Here is a 20979-nt window from a genome sequence, read left to right as displayed (position 1 = left end):
TAATGAACAATGTTCTTTAAACAATTTTATGATGAAAAATTATCACAGACTTCCTATATGGTTGCGTGTCAGAAAACAAAAGAAGCAATAATCATCGATCCAAAAAGGGTGTTGGATGATTATATCGAAGTCGCCGACAAGGAAGGGTTCAAGATTACAAAGGCTGCGGAAACACATATTCATGCGGATTTTGCTTCCGGCCTGCGGGATGTCTCCAGAAAACTCGGTGCCGGGCTCTATGTCTCTGATGAAGGGGACGAAGATTGGAAATATGAAAATGTTCCGGAAGATACGGTCTTTCTAAAAGACGGGGACGTCATCAATGTCGGTAACGTGGAACTGAAAGTGGAGCATACGCCGGGCCATACGCCGGAGAGTATCTCCTATGTTCTGACAGACGCAGGCGGCGGCAGTAAAGAACCGATGGGCGTCTTCACGGGCGATTTCCTGTTCGTCGGCGACATCGGCCGCCCGGATCTGCTGGAAGAAGCGGCGCATATGGAAGGCACAACGGAAAAAGGCGCCAATGATATGTATGAATCCATCAAAAAGCTGGAATCATACCCTGACTTTATGCAGGTGTGGCCGGGGCACGGTGCAGGCAGTGCATGCGGTAAATCACTCGGTGCAGTACCGCTGTCGACGATTGGATATGAGAAAGTCAATAACTGGGCATTCAATCAGGGAAATCAAGCGGATTTCGTAAAAGAGTTGACGAGTGATCAGCCTGAACCGCCAAGCTACTTTGCCCAGATGAAGAAAGTGAACAAAACAGGGTTGCCTGAATTCAATATTAAAGAAGTGAAGATAGGAACTCCTGATGAAATCACAGGGCAGTTATTCGATTTAAGGAAAAAGGAAGATTTCCAGAAAGGCTTTATAAAGGGTGCGGTAAATATTCCCTATAACAGTAAATTCCTGCAGTTTATCGGATGGTATTTAGATTACGGCCAGCCAATGACAGTCGTCGCCAATCCGGAGGACAGTGAATCCATTCAGGCAGACCTTGCTTCGATCGGTTTCGATCATTTACAGACCATCATTCCTATGGAAAGCGTTGATGAATATTCAAATGACGCCTACAGAAACATCTCACCCGAAGATTTCACAAAAGGCTATGAAGAGAAAAACATCCTGGATGTCCGTACGACTTCCGAATATGAACAAAGTCATTTAAAAGAGGCGGAGCATATCCATTTCGGACATCTGGATCAAAAAGAAATCCCATTCGACAAAAACGATGAAATATATATTCATTGCCAGTCCGGCGTAAGATCAGCAATTGCTTCAAGTGTGCTGAAAGCGGAAGGGTACGGCAATGTTATAAATATTGAAAAAGGATACGCTGGTATCGAAGAAGCGCTGCAGTAATGGATTTCACTTTTATAACGGTCATATTCCTGATTGGTTTTATCGGTTCGTTCATCTCCGGTATGGTCGGGATAGGCGGTTCGATCATCAAATATCCCATGCTGCTTTTCATCCCGGCAATTTTGGGTGTTGCTTCATTCACCCCGCATGAAGTCGCAGGAATCAGTGCAGTGCAGGTGTTCTTCGCAACCATCGGCGGGGTATGGGCATATAGGAACAGCGGTTATTTGAATATGAAACTCATTTCCTATATGGGTGTTTCCATCTTGGTGGGGAGCCTTGCAGGCGGATATGGCTCTGAATTTCTGAGCGAAGCGCAGATCAATATCATTTATGCGGTTCTGGCTACAATAGCGGTCATCATGATGTTCACTCCGAGAAAGGAGATTGATTTCTCCCCGGGGGATACGTTGGAATTCAACGGTTTCCTGGCTTCGGCTCTTTCGCTGATTACAGGCCTCGCCGCCGGCATAGTGGGGGCGGCAGGTGCATTTATACTTGTGCCGATTATGCTGGTCGTGCTGAAGATACCTACACGGGTGACGATTGCAACCAGCCTGGCGGTCACATTCATATCTTCGATCGGGACGACGATTGGTAAAGTGGCTACCGAACAGGTGCTGTACGGACCGGCTCTGATCATGATCATCGCCAGTCTGATCGCTTCCCCTCTTGGGGCGAAAGCAGGACAGAAGATGAATGTGAAAATACTGCAATGGATACTCGCAGTACTCATATTGGGAACGTCTTTGAAGATATGGACAGAAATCATCTTTTAACAAAAATTTAAGCGGTATGAACGCAAAAGAGGGGAGGAAAATAGAAATTTTCCTCCCCTCTTTTTGTTTTGCAAAATCTAAACTACTCATACTGTTCAAAGAAGTCTTTGAGTATCAGCACCGCATCTCTGATATCGCTGATGTGGCTGAATTCCTCCGGGTTGTGGCTGATACCTTTGATGCTTCTGACGAAAAGCATCGTAATCGGATGTTTTGTGCCGACACTCATGGCATCATGTCCCGCGCCGCTTGGCAGATGGACGGGAACCTGATTATTTCTTCTGAATGCCTCTTCCATTTTGCCGATGACGTCTTCGCCGATCGGAATCGGTGTGATGCGTGTCGTCAGATCGATATCGACTGTGACTTCAGATTGTCCGGCTACTTTCTCCGCATGCTGTTGGACTGCCTGGATGAGTTCGGCCTGGTGATCTTCATTGATGTCACGCGCATCCACGACAAGCTGGACTTCACCGGGAATGACGTTTACGCCGTTAGGGATGACTTTCAGTTTGCCTACAGTCGCAACGGCTGTCTGGCTGATCGACGGCGGGATATCGGGCAGGGTTCTGACGAATTCGGATGCCTGTACCAGTGCGTCTTTCCGCTGATGCATCGGTGTCGAACCGGCATGTCCCGCTTCTCCCTTGAATGTGATGTTCGTCCGTGTCGCCCCGGCAATACCGCTGACGATTCCCACCGGCAGCGCCTTTTCTTTCAATTGTCTGGCCTGCTCTATATGGATTTCCCCATACATCTTTATGTTATAATCCGGGCCTTCCGCTTTCAGGAATTCTGTCCGGTCTGAACCGATATGCTCGAGTACGTCGTCGATTGTTTTATTATCGGGGTCACGATACTTATCCAGTTCTTCTTCACCGATCAGCCCCATGAACGCGCGGCTGCCCGTCAGACCGCTGTTGAAACGGCTGCCCTCTTCATCTGAAAAGATCACCACTTCATACGAATATGCCGGTGTGTAGTTCTCCGCGTGCCACAGTTCGGCAATCTCCAAAGCGGACAATACACCTGTCACTCCGTCAAAATGCCCGCCGTTCGGAACGGAATCCACATGGGACCCTGCCATGAATACTTCGGAGTCATCGTGCCCTTTGTATCTGCCGAATACGTTGCCTGCACCATCCGTGCGGACGCTCATGCCGATCGCTTCCATCCAGCTTTTTATCTTTTCTTTTGCGGCCAGTTCCTTATCTGAATATCCCATGCGCTTTGAACCCTGGTCCTCCGTCCGACCGATCTCGGAGAGTTCCAGAATCCGGCTGTGCAGTCTGTTGGTCGTCTGATCGTCCAGTGTTTCTGCATTCATTTTTTCGAGGAAGGTGTGTGTCATTGTTTCTCTCCTTTGATATTTATATGATATTTAAAAGATATAACACGGCGGATTTAAAAACAAATGATAAATCAGGAACCATAACCGGAGTGCAGGGTGGTGATATTTCACTTTGGACAGAAATATTTCTGATAATATTTAAAATTTGAATATTTAGGTTATAATCGAGGAGAGAAATAAAGGAGAAGAGGAGGGCGAAGGAATGGACATCAGACGATATTCCGAGAACGCACTTACAATCTATATAGGTGAGGATATTGATGAGACTGTAAACCGCCAGCTCGTTTCGCTTAAACATGAAATCGAGTCGCGGGAGATTCAGGGCATTGAAGAAATTGTCATCTCCTATACGAGTCTGATCATTTACTATGATCTCTTCGGTACGGACGCCGGCGAAATTGAAGCGGCGGTAAAAGATATCGATACGGAGTCGCTGCTTGACGGTACGTTCGAATACAGGACGGTGGAAATCCCTGTCTGCTACGGCGGGGAATACGGACCGGATATAGAGACTTTCGAAGAAAACGGGCTGTCTGCCGATGAAGTGATCGAGCGGCACAGCGGCAAGGAATATCTGGTTTATATGCTCGGCTTTATGCCCGGTTTCCCTTATCTGGGCGGCCTCGATGAAAAACTGCATAAGGCACGGCTGGACACCCCGAGGGTGCGGATCCCAGCAGGGTCTGTCGGAATCGGCGGCAGGCAGACGGGCATGTATCCTTTCGAATCCCCGGGCGGCTGGAACCTGCTCGGGCGGACACCGGTCCCTTTATTTGATGCGAAGCGGGAAGAACCGATCCTCTATCAGGCGGGCGACCGCATTTTATACCGTCCGATCGATGAAGCGGAATATGAAGCGATCGCACAGCAGGCCGCGGCCGGGGAATATGAAGTGAAATATGAAATGAGGAGTGAGGGCTGATGGCTTTGAAAGTGAAAAACCCCGGATTATTTACAACGGTTCAGGACAGGGGCAGGTACGGCCATCAGGCCGAAGGGTTCTCTCCTGCCGGGGCAATGGATTACAGAGCCTATATGCTCGCCAACCGGATACTCGGCAATGACCCGAATGCAGCCGTATTGGAGATGACGCTGCACGGTGCATCCTTTGAAGTGCTGGATGATGTCATCGTTGCGGCCGCCGGTGCCCAAATGCCGATGCAGGTCGACGGCGAAGATGTCGAAGTCGGCACGGTGGTGCCGCTTGAAAAAGGGGAAACGCTGTCTTTCGGTGCAGCGTCCACAGGCGCCCGGACATATCTGGCTGCAGCGGGCGGATTCAATGTCCAGCCGGTTCTCGGCAGTGCTTCCACTCATACACGCAGCGGCATCGGCGGATTCGAAGGCAGGACGCTCAAAGCCGGCGACAGGCTGAAGACAGGCGGCGGCAGTGTCGCGCCCGGCATCACCAAAATAAAAGATTTTGATACAGATGACATCATCCGGGTGATTCCGGGTCAGCAGTTCGACAGATTCAAAGAAAATCTGGAACCGTTCTACGGAACGGGGTATGCACTGACCAAAGACTGTGACCGCATGGGATTCCGCCTGGACGGGGCAGTGATCGAAGCGGCAGGCGGGCATGATGTGCTGAGCGAGCCGACCCAGCTCGGCAGCATCCAGATTCCAAAAGACGGCAAGCCGATCATCCTGCTGAATGACCGCCAGACGGCCGGGGGCTACGCACGCATTGCGACCGTGGCTCTGGCGGATATTCCCAAACTTGTGCAGAAACGACAGGGGGACGAAATTTATTTCAAAGAAATCGATGTGGAAGCAGCAGCGGAATTATTTAAAAAAGAGATGGAAAAGATCGATTCAGGCGGCTATTTTGAACCGAACAGCAATTTCGCTTCCCACAGAAGGCAGTTATCACGGAAAATTGAAAGGATTATGAAGAGGTGACGAGATGGATATAGAAAAAATCAGAGAACTGATAAAACTGGCAAAAGAGGAAGATCTTAAAGTGCTCAGAGTGGGCGACATGGATACGGAAGTCCATATCGAGACAAAGGGAGAGGGCGTGGCAGTGCAGTCCGCAGCAGGGAGCCTTGGCGCCAGTGCTGCAGAGAACGATGCAGACAGCGGGCTCCATACGGTGAAAGCGGCGCAGGTCGGCACGTTTTATATGCAGAAGGAAGAAGACAGCGAGGCGCATTTCGTTGAAGCGGGCGATACCGTATCAGCCGGGGATCAGGTCGGTCTGATCGAAGCGATGAAAGTGTTCAACGATGTGGAAGCGGATATCGACGGGGTGGTCGAAGAGATTCTCGTTGAGAACGGGGAAACAGTTGAGTATGACCAGCCGCTGCTCACAATCCGGCCGAAGGAGGACTAGCATGAAGAAAGTACTGATCGCCAACCGCGGCGAAATTGCTGTAAGGATTATACGCACGTTGAAAGAGATGGCACTCCCGAGTGTGGCTGTGTATTCGACGGCGGACCGCGACAGCCTCCATGTCACCATGGCGGATGAAGCCATCTGCATCGGACCGGCCAAAAGCAGTGAAAGCTATCTTGATATCGACCGCATTCTCGCAGCGGCGGAAGCATCAGGAGCGGACGCCATCCATCCGGGTTACGGGTTTTTATCCGAAGCACCGGAATTTGCCCGGCGCTGCGAAGAAGCCGGAATCATATTCATCGGACCCACTTCTGAAATCATGAAAAGGATGGGGGACAAGGCGGAGGCGAGAAAGACGATGAAAGCAGCCGGTGTGCCCGTCATCCCCGGAAGTAAAGATATCGTGGAAAGTCTGGAAGACGTCAAGGCGGTGGCAGAAGAGATTGGCTTCCCGATCGTCATCAAGGCGGTCTCGGGCGGCGGCGGAAAAGGCATGCGTTTCGTGCAGGAAGCAAAAACCCTCGCGCAACAGTACAAAGCCGCGAAAAAAGAAGCGAAAAACGCGTTCAATGATGACCGGATCTATGTAGAAAAGTACATACCGAAGGCCCGGCATATTGAAGTCCAGGTCATCGGTGACGGCAAAGGGAATGCCGTGCATCTGTATGAACGCGACTGCTCCATCCAGCGGAATAACCAGAAGCTGATCGAAGAAGCGCCGGCGGCCATTTTAAGTGAGGCTTCGAGAGAATACATTACCGGAAAGACGGCGGATGCGATCGGGAAACTGAAGTATGCCGGCGCCGGTACAGTGGAATACTTATATGTCGAGGAAGAGGATGCGTTCTACTTCATAGAGATGAATACGCGGGTGCAGGTGGAACATACCGTGTCCGAGCAGATTACGGGCGTCGATATCATCCGCCTGCAGATCGAAGTTGCGCTGTTCGATACATTCGACATCAGCCAGGCGGACATTGAAATCAACGGTTTTGCGATCGAGTGCAGAATCAATGCGGAAAATCCTTCAAAAGGGTTCATGCCGTCACCGGGCAGAATCGACCGGCTGCACTTCGGCCTGGGCCAGGGGGTCCGCATTGATACGCACATCTTCGCCGGCTACCGGATTCCGCCGAATTACGATTCGATGATCGCTAAGATCATTGCGCATGCCGGCGACCGCGGGACGGCGATCCGCAAGATGCGCCACGTCCTGGAGGAAACGGTGATTTCGCCGATCGATACGACACTCGATTTTCAGCATTATTTGATGAACCATCCGAAGTATATGGATAATACAGTGGATATCAAGTTTTTGGAACGCAATCATATTATCTAATAGAAAGGGAGTCGACAGTATGTTTACAGTGGATTTGAATGCAGATTTGGGAGAGAGCTACGGCAATTATACAATCGGCAATGACGACGCGATCATTCCTCTGATTTCATCGGCGAATGTGGCCTGCGGATTTCACGCCAGTGACCCGTCCGTGATGCAAAAGACGGTGGAACTGATCAAAAAAAGCGGGACGACGGGCATCGGTGCGCATCCGGCCTACCCGGACCTGATGGGGTTCGGCCGCAGATACATGGCACTCTCGATGCCGGAAGTCAGAAGCATCATGCTCTACCAGATGGGGGCGCTGGACGGTTTCTGCAGAATCGCCGGAATCGAAATGAATCACGTCAAGCCGCATGGTGCGCTCTATAATGCGACATTCAACGATAAGGAGCTCGCCAAAACAATCGCCGAAGCGGTCAGGGAATACAATCCGGACCTCAAGCTGATGGGGTTATCCAACCAGAACCTGGTTCAGGCCGGGGAAGATGCCGGGCTCGAAGTCAGACATGAAGTGTTTGCCGACCGTGCCTATGAAGATGACGGCACGCTCGTATCGAGACGCAAGGAAGGCGCGATGATCACGGACACCGACATTGCGGTGAAACGCGTCATCCGCATGGTCAAAGAAGGCAAGGTGGAGAGTGTGGGCGGCAAGGATATTGATATTCAGGCCGACAGCATCTGTGTGCACGGCGATGGGCCGAAAGCACTGGAATTCGTCAAAGAGATCCGGCGCCAGCTTGCCGAAAATGATATTGAAATAAAAACGATGTAACTAAAAGGGGTGGGGGAAATGAACAATGAAAAACCGAAAATAACCGCTGCACAGCGGCGGCTGCTCTTCGGAGCGGTCTTCCTGATGGCAACGTCCTCGATCGGACCGGCGTTCCTGACGCAGACTGCGGTGTTTACCGAACAGTTCCTGGCAAGTTTTGCATTTGCCATCCTGGCGTCGATCATCATTGATATTGGGGCACAGCTGAATATTTGGCGCGTCCTCAGCGTCTCCGGAAAAAGGGGGCAGGATGTCGCCAATGACGTGCTCCCGGGGCTTGGGAATGTCGTCGCCTTCATGATCGTGCTGGGCGGATTCGCTTTTAATATCGGAAACGTTGCGGGCGCCGGTCTCGGATTCAATGCGATATTCGGCTGGGACGTCCGTATCGGTGCAGCCCTCACGGGTATCATCGCCATTGTCGTCTTTCTGGTGAAAAACGGCCGTGCAGTAATGGATGTGATTACACAGTCCTTAGGCGTATTGATGATTCTGATTACAGCGTATGTCATGATCCAGTCCAACCCGCCTTACGCCGAAGCGGCACTGAGATCGATCGCACCGGAAAATCCGCTGTCCCTGGTGGTGCCGGTCATTACACTGGTCGGCGGGACGGTCGGCGGATACATTACATTCGCCGGTGCCCACAGACTGATCGAAGCCGGCATGACGGGGCGGGAGAACCTCAACTTCGTAAGCAAGGCGGCCAACTACGGGATACTGACGACGGGTCTGATGCGCATCATTTTATTCCTGGCAGTACTCGGTGTCGTTGCCCAGGGGTTCGCGCTTGATCCGGAAAACCCGCCGGCATCCGTGTTCCAGATTGCGCTCGGTGACATCGGCATGCAGATCTTCGGTATCGTCCTGGTGGCCGCGGCGCTGTCCTCAGTCATCGGTTCAGCCTATACCAGTGCGTCATTCCTGAGATCGATGCATAAGTTCTTCGATGAACATAACAACACGGTGATTGTGGCATTCATCGTCGTGTCCACCGTAATCTTCACATTCGTCGGCCGGCCGGTGGCACTGCTCATCCTTGCCGGTGCGTTCAACGGCCTGATCCTGCCGCTGACTCTGGGCGCGGTGCTCATTGCTTCAAGACGCAAGAAGGTCGTCGGTGATTACCATCACCCGACATGGATGATCGTCTTCGGCGTTATCGCCGTGATCATCACCATTGTAGCGGGCGTGATGTCACTCCAGGGCCTCGCAGATCTATGGACTAGTTAGAGGAGGGATTCCATTTGGACAGTAAACAGTTGAGGGAAGCAATCAGAAGCGGCACATTCACCGGCAGCACTTCAGGTGCCGCGGGGAATAAAGTCCAGGCGAACCTGGTCATCCTGCCGAAAGCGTATGCTTTTGATTTTCTGTTGTATGCAATGCGCAATAAAAAGGCGGTGCCGGTCATTGAAGTGATCGAAGACGGCCGCGCAGTGAGCCGGTTTGCGGAAGGTTCGGATATCCGGACGGACATACCGAAGTATAATATTTACAAAGACGGTGTACTGACGGACACTGTAGAAGATATCAGCGACTACTGGCAGGATGATTTCGTTACATTCCTGATCGGCTGCAGCTTCACATTCGAACAGGCTGTTCTGGATGAAGGCATCAATATCAAGCATATTGAACAGGGCAGGAATGTCGCCATGTATAAGACGAACATCGCCACAGAATCCGCCGGCGTGTTCAGCGGCGAGCTTGTCGTCTCAATGCGGCCGTTTGATGAAAGCGAAGTGGCGACGGTTGCCAATGTCACGGCGCAGTTCCCCGAGATGCACGGCGGACCGGTGCACCTCGGAGATCCTCTGGAAATCGGAATTAAAGATATCGATCATCCGGAGTACGGAGAATCCATTGACATCGGTGAGAATGAAACGCCGGTATTCTGGGCATGCGGCGTGACGCCGCAGAACGCGGCCCTGAATGCGAAGCCGTCAATCATGATCACCCATGCGCCGGGCCATATGTTCGTCACTGATCTGGATAATGACGATTACAGGCAGAGATAGAATGATGGAACAGATTGGTTCAAGGAAAAGCTCTCATTTGCTGATGAGAGCTTTTCATCTTTTAATCTGATACATTGAAAATAATATTAATTGACGAGGTGGAAAACAATGAAGAAAATATTGCTTACCGGTTTCGAACCCTTTCTCAAATTCAGATCAAACCCGACAGAAGCGGCAGTCAATGAACTGGATGGACAGGAAATAGGGGAGTATCTCATCACAGGAAAGGTATATCCCGTTGTCTTTGATGAAATAAACGCATTGATTACAAATGATATTAAGGAAGAACAGCCGGACGTTGTCGTCTGTCTGGGGCTTGCCGGCGGCCGGCATACGATTGATATCGAACGCATTGCGATCAATTGCGTGGATGGCCGGCCGGACAATGACGGCTTCAATCCGGATGGGGAAAAGATAGATGCAGCCGGACCGGATGGTTTATTCTCCACGCTGCCGATCAAGGATTTGGAAGCGGCATTAAAGGAAAGGGAGATTCCTGCCAGAATATCCAACTCCGCCGGCACCTACCTCTGCAACAATGTGATGTATTCGGCACTCAGCTACATCCAGACGAATCAACTGGATATCAGAGCCGGATTCATCCACGTACCGGCACACCATGAAATCGGCACGGAACTCGACGTACCAAGCTGGTCACAGGAAGATATCACGCAGGCTGTCCGGACGATCATAGAAAAAATTTAATTGAAATAATTTGTGAATAAAATAGCAATTTCCTAGTTTTCCAATAGTTTTCATGCTAATATAATTTTAAATGCATTTGAAATATCCAAACACAGGATGTTTTGGAATACATCACTTAAACTGTTGAATACTTGGAGGCGCTTTATGGAACTGGCTAAAGCAAAAGATTATGATGAAATGAGCATGAAGGCAGCAGAGGTGGTTTTTGACAAGATCACCGGATCGGACAGGCTGGTACTTGGACTGGCGACAGGGTCAACACCTGAAAAAATGTATGAATATCTTGCGGATAAGCTGAATAAGAGCAATGTGGACCTGTCACATGTCTACACGGTGAATCTCGATGAGTATGTCGGGTTGTCTCCGGAAGATACACAGAGCTATCATTATTATATGAGAGAGATTTTCTTTGATAAAGTGAATATTCCACTTGAAAATACAAAACTGCCTGACGGTGCTGCTGCAGACCTGGATGCTGAAACATCCGCATATGATGCAATGATCGAAGACCTGGGCGGCGTGGACCTGCAGGTTTTAGGCATCGGAAGAAATGCACATATCGCATTCAATGAACCGGGCACTTCGTTTGAATCCGGAACGCATGTCGTGGACCTCACAGAAACGACGATCCAGGATAACGCGAGATTCTTCGAAAAAACTGAAGATGTTCCGACAAAAGCTGTATCCATGGGGCTCGGCACGATCATGAATGCCAAAAGCATTCTGCTGCTCGCTTCAGGCGAAGGGAAAAAACAGGCACTCAGGAATATGATTCACGGCGAAATCACTGAAGATGTCCCGGCATCCATATTACAGCGCCACCCTGATGTGACGGTCATTACAGATATAGAAGATATCGAGCTGTAGAGTTTGCAGACCGGCCCTCCGCATATGCGGAGGGTTTTCTTCTGTTTGTTTGCGGATTGCGGTATCCATATGAAAAAGCGGGTGGGAATGGACAAAAACGTCTGAATGACAAAAATGGGAAGGCCGGCGGCCTTCCCATTTCTGGTTAAATTATTCTCTTCGGATTCTCTTCAGGTTTTTCAGTATCCCTTTATCCGTGGATAATACACTGTTTCTGTAGATGCTTGCAGCGAGCCATATGACGATCACGATGCTGACGAGCAGGATCAGGACACCGATCAGCAGTGTCAACTGGCCGGTATCTGCATGCATGGCCCTCAAAGGCATGACGAATGGGGTGAATGGCGGAATATAGCTGGTCACGATGACGAGCATATTCTCTGTGGCCCAGATGTTGAAGATCGCGATATAGAACCCGATCAGTGAAAACATCGTAACGGGCAGCAGTGCCTGCTGAAGGTCTTCCATTCTGCTGATGAATGATCCGAGCAGTGCTGAAATGGAAAGGTAGAGCACCAGACCCAGTATGAGATAGACCAGTGAATAGGCGGCCAGAATGACGGTCTGGTCATTTGATTCCAGTCCGAATTCGGAAATCAGATTGTTGAAGTCGAACAGCTGGATCGCAGCGACGACCGCAATGACGAATACGAGGAGCTGGGTCAGGCTGACTGAAATCATCGCCGCGATTTTAGCGAGCAGATGGGTCACCGGCGGTACGCTGGACACGATCATTTCGATGACGCGTGACGTTTTCTCCATCGCGATCTCCGTTCCGATCTGGCTGGCGTAGTTGATGATGATGAAGAACATGATGATGACCGTGACATAGAAGATGATGCTGTTGAGCGGATTCATCTCGGCAGCGGATGCTTCATCCTCATCCGCTCCCGCTTCCTCCGAAGCGATATCATAATTGATATCCGGTGCCGCACCGAGCTTCTCCGTATCTTCAGGGGAGAGGTTGAGCGCCTGCACGGTATTCATGCGCTGGACTTCGGCCAAAGCAACTTCGATGTCATTTTTCTGCCCTTCAGGCAGGTCGTTTTCAGCGGATACCGTAAAGGACAGCGGATCGGTCCCTTCCAGTGTCAATAGAGCCCCCGCTTCCGGTGCGTCTCCGCCGTCGTACGGTTCGATGTTGAAATCGGAATCCATCGATTCGAACATTGATTCTATTGCTGTATACTGCGCCTCTTCCGCGTCGACCTGAAGCGTCGTCACTTCCTCGCTCGAGTCGAAGGCATCGATGATCTTATCGATGTTTGCCGCCAGGAATATGAGCAGGACGATGATGAGCGTACTGATGATGAATGATTTTGCCCTGACTTTGGAAATGTATGTCTGCAGGAATGTTGTCATGAATTTACTCATATGTCCGACCTACTTTCGAAATGAAAATATCGTTGAGCGACGGTTCCTTCACCTGGAATCTCTTGAAGTATCCGAGCTTCACAACTTCATTGTAGACCGGTTCGGCAAACTGTTCATCCGCAATTTTCAATGTCGTCTTCTTTCTGACCTGCTTCATATCGAGGACACCGGGCATCTGCTTGAGAAATGACACATCATGGTCCCCTTCGATAATGATCTCTTTCTGCCCGAAATCGCTCTTGATCTGGTCGATGTTTCCACTGACGACCTGGGCACCGCGATTGAGGATGCAGAGCTCTTCGCACATTTCTTCGACGTGTTCCATGCGGTGGGTGCTGAAGATGATCGTGGCACCCTTTCTGTTGAGATCCTTCACCGATTTCTTCAATATTTCCACATTGACCGGGTCGAGTCCGCTGAATGGTTCGTCCAGGATGATGAGATCGGGTTCGTGTATAATTGAAGCGATCAGCTGGATCTTCTGCTGGTTCCCTTTGGAAAGCTTTTCGATCCGTTTGTTACGGTTTTCCGGAACCTCGAACCGCTCCAGCCATTCGTCCAGCTTTACATCGATGTCGCGCTTGGACATGCCCTTCAGCTGGGCAAGATAGCGGATCTGTTCATCGACTTTGAGCTTCGGATGCAGGCCCCGCTCTTCAGGCAGGTAGCCGATGCGGTTCGTTACGCTGTAGTCGATCGGTTTGCCGTTATAGGTGATGCTGCCTTCCGTCTGTTTCAACAATCCGAGAATCATCCGGAATGTCGTCGTCTTGCCTGCACCATTTCCACCCAGGAATCCGTACATGCTGCCCGCAGGTACGGTGAGATTAATGTCATTAACTGCTGTGTTATCATTGAATGTCTTGGTGAGGTTATTGAGTTCAAGTGACATATGATTTCCCCCTTTTCTTAACATTGATTTTACCATAATGGAAACTGCGATGTTACTATATAATAGAATGAAAAATTGGAGTCGTTAAAATGGAAAATAAAGAAACGGAAAAATTTGCGTCGTTTACAGATTTCATGCATCTGATCAAGCGGACACAACTGAATAGGGGAATGTTCATCTTTGCGGTCGTCCTGACATTATTCGGTACTATCGGCAGTCTGATCGTTCCATTGCTGACGCAGAGTTTCATCGACGGATTCAATACCGACATGTTTTCAACGGGACTTGTCGTTCTGATCATCTCTGTGTTCCTGCTGAGTGCGGTGCTCGACGGCATCAGCTATTACATGCTGGCCAGAGTCGGGCAGACGGTCATTTTAAGGCTCAGGGAAATTGTCTGGGACAAATTTTTAAAACTTCCGGTAAGCTATTTCGATCAGACCAAAAGCGGGGAATCCGTCAGCAGGGTGGTCAATGATACTGCCATCATCAAAAATCTGATTACCAGCCATTTCCCCCAGCTCATCGGCGGGATCATGTCCGTCGCCGGTTCCGTCGTCATTTTATTCGTCCTGGACTGGCGCATGTCGCTGATCATGTTCGTGTCGGTGCCGGTCTCGATTGCGGTCATACTTCCGCTGGGCAGGAAAATGAGTAAAATATCAAGGAAGCTGCAGGATGAAACGGCGGAATTCACAGGAAGCATCCAGGAGACTTTAAGTGAAATCAGATTGATGAAGTCATTCAACGGTGAACCCTATGAAAGGGAAAAAGGGCGTACGGGCATCCGGAGTCTGTATAAGTACGGCATGAAGGAAGCGGTGATCAATGCATTCCTGTCTCCGATCATGAGTACGGTCATGATGTTCGTCATCATACTCATCATCGGCTACGGCGGTCTGCGTGTGGCTGAAGGAACGTTGACGATCGGTACGATGGTCGCCTTCCTTCTGTACCTGTTCCAGATCATCATGCCGATGACGATGTTCGCCATGTTTTTCACCGAGTATAATAAAGCCCTCGGCGCCACGGACAGAATCATCGGGATATTGGACAGACCGGAGGAAGCGAATGCCGCAGAAGTCCCGCCGGGTGACACACTTCAGTTCAGCAGTCTGGCATTCAAAGACGTGCATTTCGGCTATCAGAAAGACAGTACCGTTTTGAACGGCATTGGCTTTTTTGCCGGAAAAAATCAGAAAGTCGCTTTCGTCGGTCCGAGCGGAAGCGGGAAATCCACCATTTTTGCACTGATTGAAAGGTATTATGATGTGGACGGCGGGTCGATTGAAATTGATGGGGTGGACATCCGGCGGATCCCCCTCGAGACGCTGAGACGCAATATCGGGTATGTCGCCCAGGAAAGTTCGATCATTTCAGGGACGATCCTCGACAACATCACATACGGCCTGACTGATGCGGCGTATACACAACAAGAAGTGGAAGCGGCAGTGGAGAAATCCTACGCCAGGGAATTCATCGATGAACTCGAAGACGGCCTCGATACCCAGGTCGGCGAACGCGGGGTGAAACTCTCGGGCGGACAGAGACAGCGTATCGGCATTGCCCGTGCCTTCCTGAAAAATCCGAAGCTGCTCATGCTGGATGAAGCGACGGCAAGTCTGGATTCCCGGTCGGAACGGTTTGTCCAGGAAGCGCTGGATGAATTGATGGAGGGCCGTACTGTGCTGGTGATTGCACACAGGCTGTCCACTGTTGTAAACTCAGATAATATATTCTTCATCGACAATGGATATCTGACGGGAAGCGGAACGCACAGCGAGCTGATGGGGACTCACGAGATGTATAGGATATTTACAGAACAACAATTTGGCGAATAGATAAGAGGACTGGATATGTACGAATTATATAATGCTTTCAAACCGGTAATCCCTATTTTTATCATATTATTCTTTGCCGTCATATTTATCACTGTATCCATCAACAGGAAGAGTGGATACAAGCTGGATGACGCAAAGAAAATCATCAATTACCTGACCTATGTAGGTTTGGTGATGACGCTCCTCGGCATTTTCCTGCTCACTTTGCTGCCGAGTGACAACCCGGAAAAAGTCACTTCCTTCATTCCGTTTCTGAGCATAATCGAAACTTGGGAATACGCAACGACAAGAGCGATCATCAATTCACTGCTGATGAACATCCTTTTGTTTGTACCTTTGGGATTCTTCCTGTACCTGCTGATCCGCAGAGCATTTTTAACGGTGGTTTCAGCGTTTCTGATTTCAATATTCATAGAATTCCTTCAATATATGCTGCCGATCGGCCGGATTTCCAACGTAGATGATCTAATACTCAATACTGCCGGAGGGGTTGCCGGCATGCTTATTGGCGCAATATTCGTAAAATTTGGAATTGTTTATTCAATGCTGGTCCGGGGTAAAGAAAACCACAAACGTTAAGGGGGAAGGACTATGCACAAAAAATTGAAAAATATGGAAGGCGTAGAACTTTTTGAGAACGAAGTTGTGGGGCCCGAACTGATCGGGACGATTGAGTATGTGCAGGGTGACCGGTATGAATTCTACGGTGCCATCATTCCGACGACGCATCGTCTATTCATAAAAATCCAAGTTGATGGAGACGAGATTCACACCAGAGATGTACTGTACAAGGACATTACAGGAATCAGCCATGAAAAACTGCTGATGGTCGGGACCATGCTTCACATTTGGATCGGCGAAAAAATCGAAATCAGCATGAAAAGTGTCTCAGATGGAAGAATAGACAGATTTTTAGAGTTCCTTTATAAATATAGATCAAGAGAACTGAATCTGGAGCCTGAACAGGAAAGCAATGTGGGATAGCCCAAGCTGATTTTTACATGAAGGACCGGGGATCGCCCGGTCCTTTTAATATGTCTGATATTTCACCCGGGATAGGATTGGTGTATAATGAACACCAATTCGAAAACAAAGACTTGTGGTGGGGAAAATGAAGATGAAATTGATGATGACTGTGACACTTTCCGTGCTGCTCCTGTCCGCCTGCAGCAGTTTCAGGGAAACGGGGATTTCAGAAGACGGCGAAATCAGGCAGATCATGACAGAACACAGTGAAGAGATAGAACTTCCCGCCGATCCGAAAAGAGTGGCACTGTTCCGGGGGATCGATGCGGGCAATGCCGAACTTCTGGACGGCAATTTGGCCGGAGTGAATGAAATCGCCCGGCGGAGCGAATATGCCAAAGCGTTTCTGGATGAAGACATTACATATCTGGAGCATGGGGATCTGGATGCGCTGAAGGCGCTGGATCCAGATCTGATTATCACCTATACGCCGGATGAGCACCTGTTTGAATATCAGGAAATCGCTCCGACTGTACAGGTGAACTACAGTACATCGGCATTCAGTCCATTTAAAGAGCGCTTGTATTTGTCACATCTGTTCACCCTGGGTGTGATTCTGAATAAACAGGAAGAAGCCGAGAAACTGGGGGATGAATGGCTGGAAGCATCGACCCGGCTGCAGCGGCAGGCGGGGGACATCGTTTCCGGGCAGACGGCCATGGTGCTGTCAAAAGAGGATGACGGCTACTACTTATATGACGAGTACACAAGCTTCGGCACGGAAGCCGTCTACGATGTGCTCAAGTTCGGGATCGATGAGTCGCTTGCTGCCGAGCTGGAGGAGAAGGGTGCCGGCCACAGGACACTTGAAGGACTTCAGGGCATAGAATCGGATTATGTATTCGTGAATGTGAGGGAAGATGAAGGAGACGGGGTCCGGCAATCGGTGTCGGAGGCACTGGGTGTGCCACCGGATAACGTCATCCTGCTTGATTATGGCTCATTCAGGCTCAATGACTTAATATCAGTGGAGAAACAGACAAAAGAGATAATAGAGCGTATAAAATAGGCATGCCGTGACGGGCATGCCTATTTTCTGTATGATAAAGGTAATAATACATGGATGGAGATGATCAGATGGCCCAGGACAAAGTGTTTCCGGAAGAGTTCGGATTCCATTTCTCGCAGGGGAACTTCGGCCGGATCTACAGGCAGACGGTCAAAGATTTTCGTTTAAGCATGGGAGAAGACGAGTTTGTAAAATCTGCAGAAAACTTCAATGATGGGGCAGGCACATTTTCGCTGAAAGGCTCTAATCAGCTGGAACCGGGAATAAAACGCTATCAATGGGTGGCTGAAGAAAGTGGCAGAATGATTATCACTGCGTTTAATAATGCAGGCGAAATCATCGGGATACAATTCGACATCTATGAAAAATTCGATTCGGACAGGGAAGTCACGATAAACAGCTACAGAGTGCCGTTTACAGGAGAATGGTTTGTGCTGTGGGGCGGAAATGACAGTTTCCTCAATTACCACTACTCCCATAAGCATCAGAGATATGCCTATGACTTTATAAAAAAAGAAGATGGCGCTGCCTGCAGCGGAGATCCGCAGCAGTTATTATCCTATCATGCGTTCGGCGAGGATGTTGTTGCTCCGAGGGCGGGCAAGGTGGTCCATGTCATAAAGGACGTGGAGGACAACGAACCGCACAGGATGAATTCGGTGTCCCCTGAAGGCAACTGCATCATTTTGGAGCACGGTTATAATGAATATACAATGCTTGCACATCTGAGGGAACATTCCATCACGGTGGAAGTCGGAGATGAAGTGGAATGGGGGCATAAACTTGCCCAATGCGGCAACAGTGGGGCATCGGATACGCCCCATCTGCATTTCCATGTCATGAACGGCTCCCACCCTTATGAAGCGGATTCCATCCGGATACAATTTGCCGACGGCAGGGAACCGAAGCAGGGGGATACCGTGAAGGGCCGGACGAGAATATGATTCTGCGTGCCAACGGGCCCCTCGACTATCGGATAATGTATGATTTCATGGCAGTGCAGGATGACTGCCTCTATACGACTGTGGACCAAAAAGTGAGAAAAGCGGAAAGTTTTGACGGCAGGCGGGTTTTATTCGAACTGTCGGAAAGTGCGGAACCGGATTCCGTCAATGTTGAAATCCTCTATAATGAAGGGGTGGAAGAGAAGGTAGTTGCAGCATATGTCACCGACTGGTTCGATCTCGACTATGACCTGAACCGGTTTTACAAATTTGCGGGCGGGAATGCGCGTCTCAGGGAAGTGACGCAGCGGTTACACGGTTTCCGCATGCTTGCCTATGTCGATATTGTCGATGTGCTGGTCTGGTCGATCATCGGCCAGCAGATTAATATGAAGTTTGCTTTTGCGCTCAAAAGGCGCCTCGTCGAACATTTCAATCACTCTGTCGAATACGAGGGGGAGCAGTACCGGCTGATGCCTTCGGCCGAAGAGCTGCTTACACTGAGTGTTAAAGAGATGCGGGAAATGCAGATTTCCACCAGGAAGGCGGAATACATCAGAAACTGTGCCCAGGGAATCATAGACGGTGAATTGTCCAAAGAATATTTACAGAGCTTCGAGCATTATGACGCAGCGAAAGCGCATCTGACAAAAGTGAAGGGCATCGGCCCGTGGAGTGCCAACGTCGTTTTAATGCGGACGATCAAGTTCAGGCACGCCATCCCGGTCGGCGACGCGGGATTGAGGAATGCATTCAAAATTACGGATCAGCTGGATGATAAGCCGGATCGTGCCTATATGGAAAAAATCATGAGTGAATGGGGCGCGTTCGGAACATACGCGACACTTTATACGTGGCGGATACTCGGATGAGGATTTGAAGGAGGGACAACATGAAGTTTTTATTACCAATATTTTTATTCCTCGGAATTTTTGGCGGCCTCTCGGATGATGGTCCAAATGAGAATTTTGATAAGGAAATGACACAGCTGGAACCGGACTCGGTGGAAGCGATCATTGCAGAACATTTCGTCCAGAGCTTTTCTTTCGGGGCGGCTGGAGATGTGCTGATCCATGATCATCTGTATGAGGATGTCAAAACGGAAGACGGCTATGATTTTGTATCCCGCGTGGAGGAAGTGTCTCCTTACCTGCAAAAACAGGATCTCGTCTTTTTGAATCAGGAGACCCCCATTGGCGGGGAAGCGCTCGGCCTGAGCGGGTACCCGAATTTCAACTCGCCGATTGAAGCGGCCGATCTGCTCGAAGCGTTTGGAACCGATATCGTTTCAAATGCCAACAACCATACGCTCGACAAGAAGGAAGCCGGTATACTGCGGACGATTGATGTATTTGAAGAGAGAGGCATAGAATACGTCGGTGCCAATAAAAGTGCCGCAGACGCCGAACGGGACAGAATACTTGAAGTGAATGGAATCAAAGTCGGATTCGTGGGGTATACATACGGAACAAATGGAATGCCGATCCCTGAAGGCAAGGATTATCTGGTGAATCTGATCGATTCAAGCCCGGTCTATGAAGATATCGAAGCGCTCGACAAAAAAGTCGATCTGCTCGTTGTCAGCATGCACCAGGGCGTGGAGTATGAAGAATACCCGAGAGAAGAACACAGGCAGCAGGCGCTTGAGATGACCGAGCGGGGTGCAGATGTGGTTTTAGGCCACCATCCCCACGTACTGCAGCCGATCGAGATCAATGAGACGGAAGACGGCAGGGAAGCGGTCATTGCTCATTCGCTCGGCAACTTCTTCAGTGCCCAGCAGTCACTGGAAACGAAACTCGGCGGTATTATAGGGTTTGATGTTAAGAAACAGGCCGGGGAAACGAGTGTGGACAACGTCAGATTCATGCCGACATATGTGTCCAGTCAGGAATATGATAATTTCCAGCTGGTTCCCCTTGCTGACGCGGAGAACTACGGACTGGAAGACGCGGATTTGGTCTATGAGGATGTCAGCACCCATATGACAGAGTACTCGGACCAGGTGGAAATCATGGAATACTTGGAATAAAAAAACTGCGGGTCCTTTAGCGAGGGCCCGCAGTTTTATTCGCCGTTATTACTTTTGCCGGTATTCCGGAACACAGGTACGAGGGAAAGCAGGCCCACAATGATAAGCGCAACGATGAGGAACGTATCGAATGGGGGATCCAGTTTTTCGTTTAAAAATATGTAAACCGCGAATAAGGCAACGACGGTCAATATAAAGTTCAGCCATTTTATAGCTTGAAAATTCATTTTATAACTCCTTCTGATCGGTATGTGCATACTCCAATCACTTTAAAAGCGCTTACCCTAATGTTATCATAAAATAGAAAGT

Annotated in this window: 22 protein-coding genes; 18 read left to right on the top strand and 4 right to left on the bottom strand. The window is 49.7% G+C overall.

The window, feature by feature from the left end; translation table 11 throughout:
- The first annotated feature begins 9 nt into the window (after nucleotides 1–9).
- Nucleotides 10–1371 carry an MBL fold metallo-hydrolase gene (locus tag ACKRAT_RS10735; protein ID WP_411842414.1) on the top strand — a complete coding sequence of 454 codons (1362 nt, stop codon included), beginning with the start codon at nucleotides 10–12 and terminating at the stop codon, nucleotides 1369–1371.
- Nucleotides 1371–2150, top strand: coding sequence for a sulfite exporter TauE/SafE family protein (locus ACKRAT_RS10730; protein ID WP_411842413.1), 780 nt, complete (start codon nucleotides 1371–1373; stop codon nucleotides 2148–2150). The genes ACKRAT_RS10735 and ACKRAT_RS10730 overlap by 1 nt, the downstream gene beginning before the upstream one ends.
- An 82-nt stretch (nucleotides 2151–2232) precedes the next feature.
- Here the strand turns inward: ACKRAT_RS10730 and ACKRAT_RS10725 are convergent, their stop codons facing one another.
- Nucleotides 2233–3501 (bottom strand): Zn-dependent hydrolase, encoded by a 1269-nt coding sequence (locus tag ACKRAT_RS10725; protein ID WP_411842412.1) that lies wholly within the window; start codon nucleotides 3499–3501, stop codon nucleotides 2233–2235.
- Between the two features lie 202 nt (nucleotides 3502–3703).
- On the opposite strand from ACKRAT_RS10725, the gene pxpB reads away from it, so the two are divergent.
- From pxpB to nagB, 9 genes are all read left to right on the top strand, one after another.
- Nucleotides 3704–4423, top strand: a complete 720-nt coding sequence (gene pxpB, locus ACKRAT_RS10720; protein ID WP_411842411.1) for a 5-oxoprolinase subunit PxpB — start codon at nucleotides 3704–3706, stop codon at nucleotides 4421–4423.
- Complete coding sequence (locus ACKRAT_RS10715) at nucleotides 4423–5406, top strand: biotin-dependent carboxyltransferase family protein (RefSeq protein ID WP_411842410.1); 984 nt, start codon at nucleotides 4423–4425, stop codon at nucleotides 5404–5406. The genes pxpB and ACKRAT_RS10715 overlap by 1 nt, the downstream gene beginning before the upstream one ends.
- A gap of 4 nt (nucleotides 5407–5410) precedes the next feature.
- A complete protein-coding gene (locus ACKRAT_RS10710) occupies nucleotides 5411–5839 on the top strand; it encodes an acetyl-CoA carboxylase biotin carboxyl carrier protein (RefSeq protein ID WP_411842409.1) in 429 nt (142 codons plus the stop codon).
- A 1-nt stretch (nucleotide 5840) separates the two neighbouring features.
- Complete coding sequence (accC, locus tag ACKRAT_RS10705; RefSeq protein WP_411842408.1) at nucleotides 5841–7184, top strand: acetyl-CoA carboxylase biotin carboxylase subunit; 1344 nt, start codon at nucleotides 5841–5843, stop codon at nucleotides 7182–7184.
- A gap of 19 nt (nucleotides 7185–7203) precedes the next feature.
- The gene (locus tag ACKRAT_RS10700) at nucleotides 7204–7962 is read left to right on the top strand and encodes a LamB/YcsF family protein (RefSeq protein WP_411842407.1); all 759 of its coding nucleotides are present in this window, start codon (nucleotides 7204–7206) and stop codon (nucleotides 7960–7962) included.
- Nucleotides 7963–7980: 18 nt separating this feature from the next.
- Entirely contained in the window at nucleotides 7981–9195 is a 1215-nt protein-coding gene (locus tag ACKRAT_RS10695; RefSeq protein ID WP_411842406.1) for an NRAMP family divalent metal transporter, read from the top strand.
- Between the two features lie 14 nt (nucleotides 9196–9209).
- Entirely contained in the window at nucleotides 9210–9980 is a 771-nt protein-coding gene (locus tag ACKRAT_RS10690; protein ID WP_411842405.1) for a putative hydro-lyase, read from the top strand.
- A gap of 108 nt (nucleotides 9981–10088) precedes the next feature.
- The gene (locus ACKRAT_RS10685; RefSeq protein ID WP_411842404.1) at nucleotides 10089–10685 is read left to right on the top strand and encodes a pyroglutamyl-peptidase I; all 597 of its coding nucleotides are present in this window, start codon (nucleotides 10089–10091) and stop codon (nucleotides 10683–10685) included.
- A 144-nt stretch (nucleotides 10686–10829) separates the two neighbouring features.
- The gene (gene nagB / locus ACKRAT_RS10680; protein ID WP_411842403.1) at nucleotides 10830–11552 is read left to right on the top strand and encodes a glucosamine-6-phosphate deaminase; all 723 of its coding nucleotides are present in this window, start codon (nucleotides 10830–10832) and stop codon (nucleotides 11550–11552) included.
- A gap of 150 nt (nucleotides 11553–11702) precedes the next feature.
- On the opposite strand, the gene ACKRAT_RS10675 is transcribed toward nagB, so the two are convergent.
- On the bottom strand, nucleotides 11703–12926 hold the full coding sequence (locus ACKRAT_RS10675) for an ABC transporter permease (protein ID WP_411842402.1): 1224 nt from the start codon (nucleotides 12924–12926) through the stop codon (nucleotides 11703–11705).
- Nucleotides 12919–13818, bottom strand: coding sequence for an ABC transporter ATP-binding protein (locus ACKRAT_RS10670; protein WP_411842401.1), 900 nt, complete (start codon nucleotides 13816–13818; stop codon nucleotides 12919–12921). Before ACKRAT_RS10670 ends, ACKRAT_RS10675 begins: the two co-directional genes overlap by 8 nt.
- An 89-nt stretch (nucleotides 13819–13907) precedes the next feature.
- Here ACKRAT_RS10670 and ACKRAT_RS10665 point away from each other — a divergent pair, with 89 nt between their 5' ends.
- From ACKRAT_RS10665 to ACKRAT_RS10635, 7 genes are all read left to right on the top strand, one after another.
- Entirely contained in the window at nucleotides 13908–15659 is a 1752-nt protein-coding gene (locus ACKRAT_RS10665; protein WP_411842400.1) for an ABC transporter ATP-binding protein, read from the top strand.
- A gap of 15 nt (nucleotides 15660–15674) precedes the next feature.
- On the top strand, nucleotides 15675–16238 hold the full coding sequence (locus ACKRAT_RS10660) for a VanZ family protein (RefSeq protein WP_411842399.1): 564 nt from the start codon (nucleotides 15675–15677) through the stop codon (nucleotides 16236–16238).
- A 12-nt stretch (nucleotides 16239–16250) separates the two neighbouring features.
- The gene (locus ACKRAT_RS10655; RefSeq protein ID WP_411842398.1) at nucleotides 16251–16643 is read left to right on the top strand and encodes a hypothetical protein; all 393 of its coding nucleotides are present in this window, start codon (nucleotides 16251–16253) and stop codon (nucleotides 16641–16643) included.
- A 127-nt stretch (nucleotides 16644–16770) separates the two neighbouring features.
- Nucleotides 16771–17694: an ABC transporter substrate-binding protein gene (locus tag ACKRAT_RS10650; protein ID WP_411842397.1), complete on the top strand. Its 924-nt coding sequence runs from the start codon at nucleotides 16771–16773 to the stop codon at nucleotides 17692–17694.
- Nucleotides 17695–17744: 50 nt separating this feature from the next.
- A complete protein-coding gene (locus tag ACKRAT_RS10645; RefSeq protein WP_411842396.1) occupies nucleotides 17745–18638 on the top strand; it encodes a M23 family metallopeptidase in 894 nt (297 codons plus the stop codon).
- Nucleotides 18635–19510 carry a DNA-3-methyladenine glycosylase family protein gene (locus tag ACKRAT_RS10640; protein ID WP_411842395.1) on the top strand — a complete coding sequence of 292 codons (876 nt, stop codon included), beginning with the start codon at nucleotides 18635–18637 and terminating at the stop codon, nucleotides 19508–19510. Before ACKRAT_RS10645 ends, ACKRAT_RS10640 begins: the two co-directional genes overlap by 4 nt.
- A 20-nt stretch (nucleotides 19511–19530) precedes the next feature.
- Nucleotides 19531–20670 carry a CapA family protein gene (locus ACKRAT_RS10635; RefSeq protein WP_411842394.1) on the top strand — a complete coding sequence of 380 codons (1140 nt, stop codon included), beginning with the start codon at nucleotides 19531–19533 and terminating at the stop codon, nucleotides 20668–20670.
- 35 nt (nucleotides 20671–20705) lie between these two features.
- Here ACKRAT_RS10635 and ACKRAT_RS10630 read toward each other — a convergent pair whose 3' ends face one another.
- Entirely contained in the window at nucleotides 20706–20897 is a 192-nt protein-coding gene (locus ACKRAT_RS10630; RefSeq protein WP_411842393.1) for a hypothetical protein, read from the bottom strand.
- Nucleotides 20898–20979: the final 82 nt, after the last annotated feature.

It is taken from the genome of Salinicoccus sp. HZC-1 (assembly GCF_046736035.1).
Classification (GTDB): domain Bacteria; phylum Bacillota; class Bacilli; order Staphylococcales; family Salinicoccaceae; genus Salinicoccus.
The sequence above is the reverse complement of the archived record's forward strand: the minus strand, read 5'-3'. Positions and strand labels throughout refer to the sequence as shown.